The sequence below is a fragment of the Acinetobacter sp. 778_lipA genome (assembly GCF_058242985.1).
The window spans coordinates 4000690-4016494 of sequence record NZ_JBZAYT010000001.1 but is presented as its reverse complement, the minus strand read 5'-3'; the positions used below and the strand labels follow the sequence as shown (position 1 = coordinate 4016494).

Sequence of the window (15805 nt, the reverse complement as noted above, 5' to 3'; positions counted from 1 at the left end):
GCAACAGCATAAAGGCAGTTGCTAGGTATCACTATGACAAAAGTAAAAAAACAATAGAGAAATATAGTCAGTGGATTTTTAAATAGACAATATCAAAGATTTTATACAGAAAATAATATAACTCTGTTTTTGGGAATAGGTATACTCAATTGAAGTTTCAGACCATAGAGAAGCAGATGATTGAAGAACAATTAGCGTTTGCGTTGCGTGATGAAGAAGAATTATCCGTTGATCTGATTGAGGCACAATATGCCTTAAAGAATTCTAAAGATAAAAATAATGCCAAAAGCTTGGTCATTTTAGTCAGTGGTATCGAGCTTGCGGGGAAAGGGGAAGCGGTTAAACAATTACGAGAATGGGTTGATCCTCGTTATTTACGTGTTAAAGCAGACCCACCAAGTTTATTTAGCAATAAACAAAGTTTTTGGCAGCCTTATGCACGGCATATTCCATCAGAAGGGCAAATCCAGCTGTTCTTTGGTAATTGGTACAGTGATTTATTGTCAACAGCCATGCATGTTTCTAAACCCTTAGATGAAACTTTGTTCGATACCTATATCGAAAATATGCGCGCTTATGAACAAGACCTAAAAAATAATCATGTCGATGTGATCAAAATTTGGTTTGATTTACCCTGGAAAAGCTTACAAAAGCGTTTAGATGCGATGGATGCATCAGAACAGCATTGGCATAAGCTAATGGGCTTGGATTGGCGGAATAAAAAACAATATGATATTGTGCAAAAATTACGTCGGCGTTTTACCGATGATTGGTATGTGATTGACTGTGAAGATTGTGTTGCCCGAGACCAACAATTTGCTCAGTATATTCTGCAAGCGTTAAAGCAGTTGCCTCGACATAAAACAACGGTAAGAACCAAGTGGAAACAGGCAACTGTACCTGAGTGTTTATTGCAACCCGCCACAGAAGAACTGGATAAAGACCGATACAAAACTGAATTAAAGAAATTAACAAAAAAAGTATCGGAAGCGCTACGGAATGATTCACGCAATGTCATTATTACCTTTGAAGGCATGGATGCAGCTGGTAAAGGTGGGGCAATCAAGCGTATTGTGAAAAATCTTGATCCGCGTGAATACGAGATTTATACCATTGCTGCACCAGAACAGTATGAATTGCGTCGACCCTATTTATGGCGTTTTTGGACCAAGATTCAACCCGAGGAAAAAATCAGTATTTTTGATCGTACTTGGTATGGCCGAGTATTGGTTGAACGTATTGAAGGCTTTGCCAAGCCTGCGGAATGGCAACGTGCCTATGATGAAATTAATCGCTTTGAAAAAGATTTAACGGATAATCAAACGGTGTTGGTTAAATTCTGGTTGGCAATCAGCAAAGATGAACAAGAAGCACGTTTTAAAGCACGCGAACAAACACCGCATAAACGCTTTAAAATCACCCCTGATGACTGGCGAAATCGTGGACATTGGGATGATTATTTAAATGCTGCTGCGGATATGTTTGAGCGAACTGATACCGAGTCTGCGCCGTGGCATGTGGTTGCGACCAATGATAAGTACACGGCACGTATTCAAATCCTCAAAACGATTTTAAAGCAGTTAAAAGCGGATTAAATGTTTTAAGCGTTGGTTCCTATGAGATCATTACAAAAGATTTTGCTCGATCATAAACAGTACTTAACTCAGCCGAGTGAAAAGTTAGTTAATCAGTTGATTCGAAAACTAGACAATGATTCATATTTACCTGATCGTAAAAATGTTCATAAATTACATATGCTTTCTACCAGCGAAGTAGATAAGTTTTTGCTCAATTGTTTAGCTAAATATCAACTGAGAAATGAGCTTTATGATTTAAGCAATCATGATATAGGAAGTTTAAGAGCAGTCTGGTCTATATTAAGTTTCTCTAAAAATCCTGAAGTTATTCAATATTTTGATGATTTTATTTTAGAAAATATTCGTCATCAGCCTGTGTATTTAGCAAATCTTTTTGAAGTTTTTAATTTCTTGGAAGAGTTACATCCTTCTGTTGAGCAGATTCAACAGTATTATGATCAACGCTTACCTGAGTTGCCTGCTTATCAATTATTGAAGCGATTAGATATTCATCCAGTTGATCCATTCAATTGGTCAATTTCATTTACTTTAACAACCGATGGTGAATGGTTGACTCCAAGAGAACTTACTGATGAAGAAAAGAACCGTCGTTATATACTAGAAATTAGATTAAATTCGCCTGAAGCATTGAATGATACATATTTAATCGATATTTATAACGATTCTTCATCAGAAAGAAAGCGGATAAAGATGAGGGAAAGCCATATATTCACTATCGATATTGAGCCGGATAAATTACCAGAAGTTGATTTATTATATTTAAACCTGTTTTTGACAAATATTGAGCAAGTGCTAAATGTTCAATTTAATTTAGAGAAAATTGCGTATATAACTGTCACTAAGGGTATTAATCGTAAGAAAATAGAAACATGGATCAGAAATCGTTTTTTAATTTAATTGATTATTTTTTCTGTTACATATAAAAAATAAAGCGGATTAAGAATCCGCTTTATACATATTCAAATTAGGAATATTTAGCTCACTAACTTTTGAGTTTGTTTGTTTTGAATATCTTTCGCTAATTTATAGCATTCCTCTACATGTGCTTCCGCAACTTTCTTCATTACGATATAGCCTAGACTTGCAGCAATGATTGAACCACCTAGCGGGATAAACTTAGTCACCTGTTTAGTAATGATTTTAGCGGCCATATTATTCAATGATGCTTTTACTGCAGTACGTGCAACCACCAAACCTGAAAATTCAAAACCACGTTTGCGCAGTTCATTCCAATGAATTTTCTTGGTTGCAGGGTCATAAACACTGATTTGATCTGGCGCCAAACCAAAACGGGCATTGATTTCAGGGATGAGAAGAGACAGCATACCCACATCAATCACAACATCTAAAAACGGAACAGGAATCACGGCGACTCCAGCAGATACGTAAGAGCGCTTTTTAACTTGCTCCAAACATTCATCACGAATCTGTTCTAAATTTAAGCTTGGATCGATTGAGTCTGGAAGTTTATCAATTTTCATAAAACAATTACCTTTGTTTCAAGCTTTTTCTCATATTTTTGAAAACGCATGTTTAAGCTTGAAATTGTGAAGTTATTTCCAAATAATGTTTTAAAAATGCCATAGTATGATGGTGTTGTATAGTGGCGAATGTTTATGTTTTGTGCATAAACGTAGACAGTTAAATATTGACAGTTGAGGATATATGGCAATTCATGTGATTCAAAGCCAACGCATTGATGTCTTGGTGCAAGGGCTTTTGCAAAATACCATTAAGCCATCCAAAAAACCTTTTGCTGTCTTGCAAACGCAACATTTTATTGTCCCAAGTCCTGCTGTACAGGAATGGTTGAGCCAACGTATTGCTGAACAACAAGGCATTAGTGCGAATAGCCAATTTCATCAGCGGATTCGTGGTTTTCAGTGGTTTGCTTATCAGCAAGTTTTAGATGACAAAGATAAAGTCCGTAAAGCCAATATTCCGCGTTTGATTATGAAGTGGCGAATTTATCAAACGTTGAAAAGTTTTATAGAGCAGGATGAAAATAGCTTAGCCCAAGATCATCCTTTGCATGGCATTATCCAACGTATTTATGATGCAGCCTCGCAACTAGAGCAAGGTTTAGAGAAGCAACTCAAAAAACAAAGTATGTTGTATTGGGTCTCTGAACAAGTGTCAAAATTATTCAGTCATTACATGTTGTATCGTGGGGACTGTCAACGCGGTTGCCAACTGAACAATGGACAGTCATGTAGCTGCCCAAGCAATTGGTTAGGGCAGTGGGGACATGGTCAAGCACTTAACCTAGAACAGCAATTTTTTAAAACCAATCAACAAGTTTCAGCATTTACTTTAAATCAAGCACAAGAGTTGGAAACTTGGCAACGTTGGCTGTGGCAACATACATTTCATGATGATTTTATTGAAATGCAAAGTATTGATCATGATTTTTGGCAAATCATGGATGATGATCTTCAACGTCCTCAAGCTTTAAAGAAATTACCTAGCCAGCTGATTATATTTACTTTATTGGACTTGCCACCGAGTCAATTACAGTTTTTAAGACGATTGGGACAATATTTGGATGTGGTAATTTTACATTACAACCCATCACAAGAATATTGGGCCGACAGTGTCGATCCAAACTGGAAAAAACAATATGATTTGCGGGTAAAGGCGCGTTTTGTCAGCAAATATCCTAAAGCGACCGATGCAGATATTCAAAAGTTTTTTGATGAATTTACTTTAAATTTTAATGCGGAAATTCGTGAATCACGGCATCCATTATTAACCCGTTTTGGTAAGCAAGCTCGTGACCATTTTTCGATCTTGTCCAATTTATCTTCAGGTGAAGAAGGACAATGGGTGGATGCGTTTGTGGATGAAGAACCGACTCATTTATTAAGCAAATTACAATCAGATATTCTGTATTTGGTTGAGCCTGAACCACATGCTTACCCAATTGCTAAAACGGATAACTCGATTCAAATCCATGTGTGTCATTCGTCTTTACGACAGCTTGAAGTGTTAAAAGACCAATTGGTTGCTTGGTTGATGAAAAATACTGCTGAACGGCCACATCGACCAAGTGATGTTTTGGTTTTAGTACCAGATTTAAAACAAATTGAACCGCTTATTCGCAGTGTATTTCCGCATACACCAAACCAAGACAGTATTTATCTACCCGCGAAGATTGCTGGAGTAACGCAACTGGATGCCAATAATGCTTGGCGTGCTGTTTTAGGCCGTATTCAACTGGTGGAAGGTCGTTTTAGTGTTGAGAATTTTGCAGATTGGTTAAGTTTAAATGCTACGCAATTACGTTACGGTTTGGATATTTCAAATACAGAAAGAATGATTGAGTTATTGATCAATGCAGGGTTTAAACGTGGTCTAGATGCACAACATTTACGACGATCGTTAAGCCAGGATGATGAAGATTTCCGTTTTAGTTTTAAATTTGCCCTTGATCGTTTGGCTTTAGGTATTGCGATTCCAGAACATACGATTTTTGAAAATACCCTTAGTTATGCACAAATTTTGCAAAGTGATTTTGAGTTAGTGGCTAAACTGATTCAGATTTATCAAGATTTTGATGCTCGCCGTGACTGGATGATTGCGCATGAGTTGGGAAAAAATACTGCTTTAAAATGCAATGTTGAGGCATGGTTAAAACTACTGATGCAAGACATTGTTGAGTTTGAACAAGCCGGTGTTGAGTCGTTAAAAGTCGTACGTGAAATTGTCAAAAAACAAGAGCGGATGCTGACATTAGCCAGTTTTTATGATGAACACGCACAACCTATTCTTAAAAATATTTATTTACCTTTACCTTATCTATTGAATGAAATTCAAAATTTATTAGAAGGTCAAATTGATCAGGCTTTACCGACAGGTCAGATTACCTTTAGCCAAATTGGTCAGGTTCGTCCTTTGCCTTATAAGTTGATCGTCCTGTTAAATTTGGATGGGGGTAAGTTTCCAGATCGAAATGTGCATTTACCCTTTGATTTAATGAAAATTCTCAAGCCACAATTGGGGGATCGTTCACGTCTTGATGATGATCAAGGGGCTTTCTTAGATGCTTTGTTATTGGCGCAGGAAAATCTATGGTTATTTTATAATGGCTTTGATGTGAGTGATGGTGAAGTTCGTGAGCCATCTAGCGTTTTACAGGAATTGGTCAATCATATTGCCCTGATTGCCCAATCTGAAACAGCATTATCTACGGACAATAAAGATATCAGTCCTGTTGATCATATGATTGAACTTAACGGGATTCAGGTCCCTGAACATTTGCAGTGTTTATTTCAAATTCACAGCTTACAGCCTTTTGATCCAACTGGTTTTGAATCAACAACACCGCTTCGTTTTCAAGACCAATGGTTCAATGTTGCACAACAAATCCGTCAAGCGGAAATGCTTGCTAAACGTGGGGCTTGGGCAAATACACAATACCCTGTTGTTCAAGAAGAGCTCACTGTTTTGGATGCGCGACAATGGATTCAAGATGTCACTTTCCCAGCACAATTATATTTAAAAACTTTAGGTGTAGAGAATCTGCGCGCAGAAGATATCCCTGCAATGAATGAACCCTTAATTTTGGATGGTTTGGCACGTTATCAGATTCGAGATTTCTTACAGAAACAATCAGCTCATTCCGCTGAAGATTCTTGGTCTCAAGAGATTGGATTACTGCAAAATCAATTACCCGTTGGCAAGGTTCAGCACAGCGCATGGCAAATCAGTTTGGCGGAACAAGACAGTTTAAAAGAGCGTTTACAGCGTTATGCTACTGATGTGACGTTGACAACGCAACGCCAATGGCGAATTGATGCTGGTTTGATTATGAATATTACAGTACCTCAGCAAGCAGGACAGCATTGGGTAAGTTTGGATGCGTCAAGTGGTCGTGCTAAACGTCGTGCCAAAGTTTGGTTAGAATATTTACTCTGGTTAAGCTATTTAAATGTAGATGCTGAAAAGTCCAAAACGCTACAACGTATTGCGGTATTTAGTGATGTCACGATCATCAGTACAGGTTTAAGTTCAGAACAGGCAAAAGTATATTTATTGCCGTGGTTTAAAGCATTTGCTTATGCCCAATCGGAACCTCTAGTTCTGCCTGCGGGTTTGTTATTAAAACCCGCTGAAAATAATAAGCAGTTGGAATGGTCACTAGGGACTGTTGAAGGTGGCTTAGCTGGACATGGTTTAAATGCGGATACACAACATCATGTGGAAAGCATGTTAATCAATAACTTTGCAGATCTTTTAACTGAATGGAATAAAAGTGATGCGTTTTTACCTTATGATTTGACTGAAATGGAATGGAGTAAAAAACATCGGGACTGGCAATTTATTTTGCAAGAACAAGATGCAACCGCATTGTTAAAACATGCCTGTGATCACTTCGCCTATGCGTTGTATCAGCCGATTTATCAGCATCAATTTGTTGCGGAGGAATAAACATGACTTCCGTAAATTCACAGTTGCCGACAGCACAAAATCACACAGCCAAAAGAGTTTCGATTCATCCGATTGAGGATATGCAATTTGCTGGATTGCACTGGATCGAAGCTTCAGCAGGCACAGGTAAAACCTATACGCTTTCAAGCTTGATGGTGCGAATATTTTTAGAAAAATACTTACCTAGTCAAGTCATTGCGACCACATTTACCCGTAAAGCTGCAGCGGAATTGAAAACACGTATTCGCTCACGATTACAAGAAACATACCGCTATTTTGACTCGTGTCGTGAATTAACCGAAGCGCAAGTCTTGACTAAAGCAATCCAAGAGTCAGATCCATTATTTTCTAAAGTATTAAAAATGTTTGCTTCACGGGTTGCTTATGCCTGTGAACGGTTGAAATTGGTGATTGATCAGCTGGATGAACTTTTTGTCGGGACTTTGGATAGTTTTAGTCAGAAATTACTGCGTGAGTTCGCTTTTGAAAGTGGCAAAATTGAGCGAGCTGAAATTACTGATGATGCGAAAAGTTATAGTCAGCAATTGATTCACGATGTACTTCGCGCATGGATTCAAAAACAACCCCAAGATATTGTGGACAGTTTGATATTTGCTGGGGAGTTATATAGTGTAGATTATTATGTTGCAACAGTTGAACAAAGTTTAAATTTTGCCTCAGCAAATTTTATTGAACCCAAATTCTCCAATGCAGATGCTCTGGTATTCCAACAAGCCACTGAACAGCTTGCTCAGATTCAACTTGCTCAATTACAGACTTTGCAAAATTATTATTTATTGGATGGTGAGTTTTATAAATTTGTGAATGGGACAAAATTTAGAAATGATCGATTGAATCGTATTTTTGCCAAGAGCTTGCCACGAATTATTCAAACCCTACAACAGCATGACTATAAGCATTATTTAAGTTCAAAGCTGAGTGTTGAAAAGTCCGACTTTGCAACCTTGATTAAGGTGATTCGCGAGCAGCAAATTTTTAAAAAAGCTGCACCTGAAAACGTACAATCCGATTTTTATCATCATCCCCTTATTCAACAATTACTCACTATTTATGCGCAGATTGAAACATTTGAAAATCAATTACTTGGTACGAATACATTCTTAAAATATTACTTAGCAAAAGAAGTTAAAACACGTTTGCCTCAAGTGTTGCAACAAAAAGGCGAAACCACCTTTGCACAACAAATTCGGACCCTTGCAGATGCTTTGCAAGGTGAACAAGGTCAGCGTTTTGCGACCTTTGTCCATGCTCGTTATCCCCTGATTTTGGTTGATGAATTTCAGGATACCAACCAAGATCAAGATGATATGTTGGCACAAATATGGCGTCATCCAAGTCGTGTCAAACAGGGGTGTATGATTATGGTTGGTGACCGTAAGCAGGCAATTTATGGTTTTCGTGGCGGGGATATGTTGACCTTTTTAAAAGCACATCAGGACGTGTTTGGTAAAGAAGGGCATGAATATAATCTGATTTATAATCACCGTTCGGTAAAGCCTTTGGTTGAAGTTGTTGATGCTTTATTTCAACAGCAAATGGATTTTGGTGAACAGGTGATATATACACCAGTGCAAGCTGGTTCTCGTCCGCATCCAGATTTGATTGATCAAACCCATGTTAATCCACTGCCTTTAAGGTGGATAAAGCTCGAAGATAAAAACCAAGAAGCTGAACAAGTAGCATGGAAAATTCGTGAGCTACTGAATCAAGGGATTCAAGGCAGTTTATATTTTATTGAAAAATCAGTGCATCGTGCAGTAGATGAAAACGATATCGCCATCCTCTCGAAAAACCATGATGGCCTAGATAAAGCACAATCCACGTTGGAATTTTTAGGGATTCGAACCAGTCGACCATCGAAAAAAAGTGTCTTTGAATGTCAGATTGCACGAGATGTTGGGGCTGTGCTAGCTGCAATTTTGCATCCTTATCATGAAGCCAAAGTAAAACGCGCTTTGTTAAGTCGTTTGATCGGCTTTGATCTAAAAGCGTTGATTGCCTTGGAACAGCATGCCGATGGTCTGAGTGTCTATATTGAACTGTTCGATCAGATTCGTGAGATGTGGCTCAATCAAGGGTTTTTAACAGCTTGGCAATATCTGCTCAATCAATTTTCTGCCTGGACAAAATTGGTGGAAAAACACAGTCGTGACAATGAACGTGTGGTGGTGAATTTACGTCATTTAACTGAGTTATTGAGTCAGCACAGTGAAGATTATCAAGGTGCACAAAATCTTTATCATTGGTATTTAAAACAACTCACTTCGCCAATGGAACGAGAGTGGGAGATGGAAAGGAAACTGTCCAATGAGGCAGGGGTTCAGTTGATGACCATTCACCAATCCAAAGGGCTCGAATTTAAGTTTGTGTTTTTATTGGGAGCCGATAAAGAGTTTAAAGAGATCAATAAAACGCTGAATTTCTCGACCGTTGAACAACTGAATGTACGAACAGGACAGAATGAACAACAACGTGTAGTCGCTATCAATGATGCCAATCTTCTCGATAAAAAAGATATTGAGCAGCACAATGAGCGTGCATTAGCAGAGCATCACCGTTTGTGGTATGTGGCACTGACACGTGCCAGTTATCGCGTTTATGCGATGCTGAGTGATGTAAAGGAAAAATCAACAACTGGATTGGCATTTTGGCGAGGTCAGGGTACAAACACTTTTCAACATGCTGGAAGTGCTATGGAGGCGTTGTTGACTGAATGCCCATCGCATTTAGAAAAGGCCAAGAGCGACGTTCAATTGCCTTTACTTGCACAAGCCTTTCCTACTCAACGTTTTTATCCTCGTGGCAAAACCAGTTTTAGTGCTTTGGCCCAGCATTTAACTCGGCAACAAATTCAAGATGCGTTAGCAGTTTCTGAACAAAAGTTAGAACCAGCAGAAGATGAAATTCAACAGCCTATTGCTGAAACCACATCAGATGAAATTTCAACTCAGCCTATTGCTTGGATCAAAGCCAATTTTCCAATGGGGACGGTTGCAGGCAATTTTTTGCATGAAATTTTTGAACATATTGATTTCAAAGATACGCATTACTGGCGTTTGGAAATACGCCGTCGCTTTAAAAATGATTATTCAAGTTTATGGACGGAGTTACTGGAAAAATATCAGCAGGCTTTTCTCAACGACAATTCGAGTGAGGGCGTTTCTCAAACAGAACACGCTGTAGAAGAGAAGCTGATTGACTGGATGGCTGAGTGGTTACAGGATGTTTTATCGACTCCGATTCTCAGTCATTTTAAAATGGAGCAACTTGAACCACACGAACATTTAGCTGAGTTTCCATTTTATCTGGCCCTTTCAGATCGAGTTTTGGCAATTAAACGTATACATCAATTGTTTGATGAGCATGCCATTGCAATGCCTGAGTTTAAAGATGCCAATTCAGCACGTTATTTAAATGGGTCAATTGATTTGGTGTTTTTTGATGGTCAGCAATATCATATTGCCGATTATAAAAGTAATTTTTTGGGTGTAGATCAGCAAAGTTATTCATTTGAAGCTGTTCAGGACAGCATGTCGCATGCCAGTTATTGGCTACAGGCATCTTTGTATTTGGTGGCATTGCATCGTTATTTGAAAATCCAGCTCGAAGATTATCAAATTGATCGTGATCTGGGAGGCGCAACCTATTTGTATTTACGTGGTATGAATGGTCAAAGCGGACAAGGTTACTACTTCTGGCGACCCACTACGGAATTTATTTTAAGACTTGATGCCATATTGGGCTATTTTACTGAGGATAAATCCAGTTGAATCGTGTGAATAGTTGCTTGAACATCTTTGCAAACAATAAGTTATTCTGTGGATAACTCTGTTGAAAACCTTGTAGATAACTCTGAGGATAACCGTGTGGAAAATAAACAGGATTTAGAAAGCCAAGTCCCGCAATGGATTGAGGTATGGAGTAAATATGTTTTATCACAGTATTCCACAGCTTTAGAATTAGACGAATATGCAGTTGAATTAGTGCAAGAGATTTTGTTGGCGACGACTCAAGGGGATAGCTGCATCTCAGCAGAGGATCAAAATATAGTCCTATTAAAGCCACTAATTGTTGACCATGATGTGGCTGAAACAACGATTGCACCATTTGTTCAACAGCATGGGTTGATTTATCTGTACCGCTATTGGCAACTTGAGCGACGTTTATCTGTACAAGTCGAAAGGTTAAAACAGTCTGAAATTCAACAAATTGATATTGTAGGGTTTGATCATCTTCTTAATGATCCGCATCAAAGCGCTGCTTTGAAGATGGTGGCGGGTAACGCTTTCAATATCATTACAGGCGGGCCAGGAACGGGGAAAACTTATACTTTGGCAAGAATAATTGCAGTATTACAGCAAACCATTCCTGATATTCGTATTGCAATGGCTGCGCCCACAGGTAAAGCCGCACAAAGAATGGGCGAAGCACTACAAAAATCTTTAAGTGACCCAAAATTACAAAGCTTTGGATTGAATCAAAATCAATTCAACCCCATGACTTTACATCGGTTATTGGGTTTGGGAAATCAGCATATTCCACGTTTTAATCTGAGACAGCGATTACCTTATGATGTGGTCATAGTCGATGAAGCATCGATGTTGGATTTAAATTTAGCCACGATGTTGTTTGAGGCGATTCCTGAGCATTGCCGTTTAATTCTTTTGGGCGATGCCAATCAATTGGCTTCTGTGGATGTCGGTTCGGTATTGGCAGATTTACAGAATGTACAATCATTACAGTACAATCGGGTCAATCTACAGACCAGTCAACGCTTTAAAGAGGGTGCCTTAATTGGAAAAATGGCACAGTTTATTCAATCACAGCAAAATCAAAGTATAGCCCGTGCAGAATTATTGGCGAATTTTGAGCAAGAGATTGTTGCAGCTAGTGCGCTTAAACCAGTTGAACTCAAAGCAAATATGCAAGATGTGATTCAGCTTGAATATCTGCCTGAAAAGATTTTTCCAGCAGATCTAATGCAGTATTACCAAAAACTCAGTTTAGGTTTTCAAGCTTATTTTCAAAGTTTAAACAACTATCTGATCGCCGACGACTCTCATCATCAGATTGAAGCGGTGACACAAGCATTTGACCTATATCGTATTTTAACGGCTGTTCGGCACGGTGCATTGGGATTGAATAGCTTAAACCATGAAATGGAAAAAGCATTATTTGAATATCTTCCAACATTGGCTCGTTATGGTGACTGGTATGTTGGGCGTCCTGTGATGATGAGCTATAACGATTATCAACTTGGTCTTTCCAATGGAGATATCGGAATTTGTCTAAAACATCGCCAGAATGTTGATCAATTTGAAGTCTATTTCCCCAGTTTAGACAAATGGATTGCTGCAACACGTTTGCCTAAATCGATGCAAACCGCTTTTGTTTTAACCATTCATAAATCTCAGGGTTCAGAATTCACCCATACTGCAGTAGTTTTGGATGTTACAGCAACACGCTTATTGAGCCAAGAGTTGATTTATACTGCTATTACACGGGCTAAATCAGTGGTGAGTTTACTGGTTGATCAACAAGCATTTATCCACGCTTTAGACACCACCACAACTAGAATGAGTGGATTGGTTAGCATGATTAACACGGCATAGTTATTTTGTAGTTTTTGTTGATAATTTGCCTCTATGTACGAAATTGCTTACATGAATTCGAGAGATTTGCGCATAGAGCTTCTTGTTACTTTTTGAGATGATGAAGACATAAAGAACTCAGCAAGGATCGTTGAGTAAAATCGCAAAATAATAATAATTTAAAGTCGTGAGACTGCGAACTTACAGGAAAGTAAGTGATAAGAGGAAACTTACAGCCGCTAAGCCTTGTAGTTTTGGGAGAGACTACAGGGCTTTTTTATTAAAATTAAATGCTGAATTTTACCTCAAAGAGAATCAATCTATTTTTTAAATTAAGTTTTAAATTTGGGTCTAGTCAAACCACCTTATTAATCATACAAGTGGTTTCTATCAAATCATTAGTCAGAAATAAAACTTCTATTTTTGTATGAACTTTTAGAATCTGTTAGTTATCAATTCAATTTTTGTACTATTGAACCCTAGATGGTGATCCTATCGTGTGGCGACATGGATGTCTCGATGTTGGGTGGAGCTACAGGACACCCCCTCGCCCATGAGCAAAAAAAAGCAGTGCTTTGTTTGTAGCGCAAGGTTTGGCAACCCTTACGAAAAGTGGGGCATCGCTAACGCAAAGGTATTTAAACTTTGAATATAAGGTGTGTTATTGCAAACTTTTTATAATTAAATAATTTACTTATTCCTGTATTTGATTTAATTGATGATAATTATATTCTTGAGTCTGAATTTTTTGACAGGTTACCTATAAATATAAAGTGATTTTGCAAATGGTTAAAATTTACAAGGTTTTTTTTAAAGGTTACAGCCATTGCCTCTATGTACGTTATTTCTCACATAATCTTGCGGTAAATGCGACTTCTGTTCAATGTCTGTCACAGGCATAATAAGTCACATAAGGACATAATTAGTCACATGGTTGTGAAATAAGTGTCATGTACAAAAACAAAAACTGCTTAGGGTACAAGCAAATACTATAAATAAGATAAGCACAATAACTAAACAAGAAACTACAGCGCAAAGGGAAAGCCCTAAGAGTGATCTTAGGGCTTTTTCATGTTTTATCTGTCGCGTTTAAAGCTGTTATTTAAACCAATTCGGTTTCTGTTCGATCTGTGCCAAATAATGCTCTACGTTGTGTTTTAGGAATTTTAGGACACTGGCTAGAAATTTGATAAAGCGTTTGTGCCAGAGCAGGAATATGTGTTCCAACCACAGCTTTTCCTGTATTTAAAATACTGACGCTAATATCACGTTCTGGATCGGCCCAGCAGAGAATGTTGGAAAAGCCTAAATGCCCAAAAGCTTGCCCCGTCATTGGTCCAAATATACCTACTGGGTTACTGCCGAGCATAGGCCCTAAAGCATAGCGCATCGGTGCAAGCAAGGTTCGGTCTATGTTGGTGGTTGAAGTGGGCAAAGTTGCACGAAATACAGTTTCAGGACTCATGATTTGCTTGCCGTTATATTGACCACCATTCAATAACATCTCAAAGAAGCGATTGGCTTGTTCAGCACTAGTGTAAATATTGCCAGCAGGGCATACCGTATCCATAAAACGTGGATCATTAGTCACATCGACAGCAAGCTGTAAGCCGCCACCGAGCACATGGTTTAAATATAAGTCTGTACCGAGTTTAGGGTGTACACCAGTCGGATAATTTAAAGCAACTTGATCTCTATATTCTGGTTCTAAGCCATAGTTAAAAAACTGCATATCCATCGGTTTTTCAATGTGCTCATGTAAAAACTGACGAATATCTTGTCCTGTTACCCTTTCAACCAATTCACCTAAGATATACCCCGCAGTAACAGCGTGATAAGCCAAATGCGTACCAGCTGGTGAAATGGGCTGCGCAGCGTAAAGGTGTTGCAAAATACGATCTTTATCAAAAAGCAGTTCAGGGGTGACTTCCATTTCTATCCGTGGAATTCCACCACGATGGGACAACAAATGGAAAATTGTTGCACGGCGCTTCCCATTTTGTGCATATTCAGGAATGTAATAACTGATCGGATCTAATAGATTGATTGCACCTGTTTCATCTAACATGTGAATCAGCATTGCTGTAATTATTTTTGATGCTGAAAATAGACAAATCGGGGTGTCTGGATTGGCAAGTACTGCATTTGAAGCGAGACCATCGGCAGAATTACCTGACGCATAACCCAGACTACGATTGAGAATAATCTTGCCTTTGCGTCTTAGGCACATGGTGATCAGGGGATGATTGCCTGTTTGATACAGATTTTCAATACTTTGCCAAATCTTTTCAACTTGTTGTTGGTTCATCCCTCCCAGTTCTGGAGACACTTCATTTTTGCGCTGAGTGATACTGCTTAAGTCCTTAGGTACATAGCAGGTATTGGTTGAAAACAATTTCACAATCTTTTTCCATGATTATTTTTATTCCACGGCAGTGTGAACTGAGTTGGGCATGATGTCAGTGTCCCAATTGCCATGCTATCTGTAAAAAAATTGCAATAGTCTTGTAGTTAAGCCTTATGGAATATGGTTGTACGATATTTTTGCAATCTCACCCCAGTTCCTTTAAAATAGGCGACTGCTGTAGTGATGCACGGCAGTTAAATTGATTTTGAAGAGTCAATTTGATTTGTATCAAATATTTAAATTAAGCATCTCGGAGAAATCGAATGGCTTTAACAAACGCAGATCGCGCAGAGATCGTTGCAAAATTCGCTCGTGCTGAAAATGACACTGGTTCACCTGAAGTACAAGTTGCTTTATTGACTGCTCAAATCAATGATTTGCAAGGTCACTTTAAAGAACACAAACACGATCATCATAGCCGTCGTGGTTTGATCCGTATGGTTAACCAACGTCGTAAGCTTCTTGACTATCTTAAAGGTAAAGATGCTACTCGTTACAGCGATTTGATTGCTGCTTTAGGTTTACGTCGTTAATTCGATTTAAACTTTTATTTTCGGATTATTGCATGCTGAATGCTGTACTGATGAAAACTAAAGTCTATCCAGTATTTACTGGATAAAAGGGAAGGGGCGAATATTCGCTCCTTCTTCGTGTTTAAAATTAGTCTAACTAAAGATTTATTGTCTAGTGAGGTCGGCTTCTAAGCTTTGTCATTTATGCGGTTGATGTGAATGCCAAACCTTAGGGGTCTCCACTAG

The 15805-nt window shown here is 38.4% G+C and carries 8 protein-coding genes; 6 read left to right on the top strand and 2 right to left on the bottom strand.

The genetic code is table 11. The features are described 5' to 3' along the window. Positions 1–176: 176 nt before the first annotated feature. Positions 177–1595 (top strand): polyphosphate:AMP phosphotransferase, encoded by a 1419-nt coding sequence (pap, locus tag AC4CUY_RS19055; protein ID WP_490774579.1) that lies wholly within the window; start codon positions 177–179, stop codon positions 1593–1595. Between the two features lie 21 nt (positions 1596–1616). Continuing rightward, positions 1617–2495, top strand: a complete 879-nt coding sequence (locus AC4CUY_RS19050; RefSeq protein WP_419327967.1) for a hypothetical protein — start codon at positions 1617–1619, stop codon at positions 2493–2495. A 77-nt stretch (positions 2496–2572) separates the two neighbouring features. On the opposite strand, the gene AC4CUY_RS19045 is transcribed toward AC4CUY_RS19050, so the two are convergent. Beyond that, a complete protein-coding gene (locus AC4CUY_RS19045; protein ID WP_336953718.1) occupies positions 2573–3079 on the bottom strand; it encodes a hypothetical protein in 507 nt (168 codons plus the stop codon). 184 nt (positions 3080–3263) lie between these two features. Between AC4CUY_RS19045 and AC4CUY_RS19040 the strand changes: the two genes are divergently transcribed. The 3 genes from AC4CUY_RS19040 (at position 3264) to recD (ending at position 12661) form a co-directional block, all read left to right on the top strand. Next, positions 3264–7028 carry an exodeoxyribonuclease V subunit gamma gene (locus AC4CUY_RS19040; RefSeq protein WP_490774578.1) on the top strand — a complete coding sequence of 1255 codons (3765 nt, stop codon included), beginning with the start codon at positions 3264–3266 and terminating at the stop codon, positions 7026–7028. Positions 7029–7030: 2 nt separating this feature from the next. After that, positions 7031–10819: a UvrD-helicase domain-containing protein gene (locus AC4CUY_RS19035; RefSeq protein WP_490774577.1), complete on the top strand. Its 3789-nt coding sequence runs from the start codon at positions 7031–7033 to the stop codon at positions 10817–10819. Between the two features lie 96 nt (positions 10820–10915). Further along, positions 10916–12661 carry an exodeoxyribonuclease V subunit alpha gene (gene recD / locus AC4CUY_RS19030; protein WP_419328027.1) on the top strand — a complete coding sequence of 582 codons (1746 nt, stop codon included), beginning with the start codon at positions 10916–10918 and terminating at the stop codon, positions 12659–12661. A 1081-nt stretch (positions 12662–13742) separates the two neighbouring features. On the opposite strand, the gene AC4CUY_RS19025 is transcribed toward recD, so the two are convergent. Continuing rightward, positions 13743–15041 carry a serine hydrolase domain-containing protein gene (locus tag AC4CUY_RS19025; RefSeq protein ID WP_336953721.1) on the bottom strand — a complete coding sequence of 433 codons (1299 nt, stop codon included), beginning with the start codon at positions 15039–15041 and terminating at the stop codon, positions 13743–13745. A gap of 269 nt (positions 15042–15310) precedes the next feature. On the opposite strand from AC4CUY_RS19025, the gene rpsO reads away from it, so the two are divergent. Continuing rightward, positions 15311–15580 (top strand): 30S ribosomal protein S15, encoded by a 270-nt coding sequence (rpsO, locus tag AC4CUY_RS19020; protein WP_004725514.1) that lies wholly within the window; start codon positions 15311–15313, stop codon positions 15578–15580. Positions 15581–15805 lie beyond the last annotated feature (225 nt).

Bases quoted from the DNA above. Each gene is read 5' to 3' on its own strand.
- AC4CUY_RS19040 (WP_490774578.1), top strand. From the start codon at position 3,264: ATGGCAATTCATGTGATTCAAAGCCAACGCATTGATGTCTTGGTGCAA.
- rpsO (WP_004725514.1), top strand. From the start codon at position 15,311: ATGGCTTTAACAAACGCAGATCGCGCAGAGATCGTTGCAAAATTCGCT.
- AC4CUY_RS19035 (WP_490774577.1), top strand. From the start codon at position 7,031: ATGACTTCCGTAAATTCACAGTTGCCGACAGCACAAAATCACACAGCC.
- AC4CUY_RS19050 (WP_419327967.1), top strand. From the start codon at position 1,617: ATGAGATCATTACAAAAGATTTTGCTCGATCATAAACAGTACTTAACT.
- pap (WP_490774579.1), top strand. From the start codon at position 177: ATGATTGAAGAACAATTAGCGTTTGCGTTGCGTGATGAAGAAGAATTA.
- AC4CUY_RS19045 (WP_336953718.1), bottom strand. From the start codon at position 3,079: ATGAAAATTGATAAACTTCCAGACTCAATCGATCCAAGCTTAAATTTA.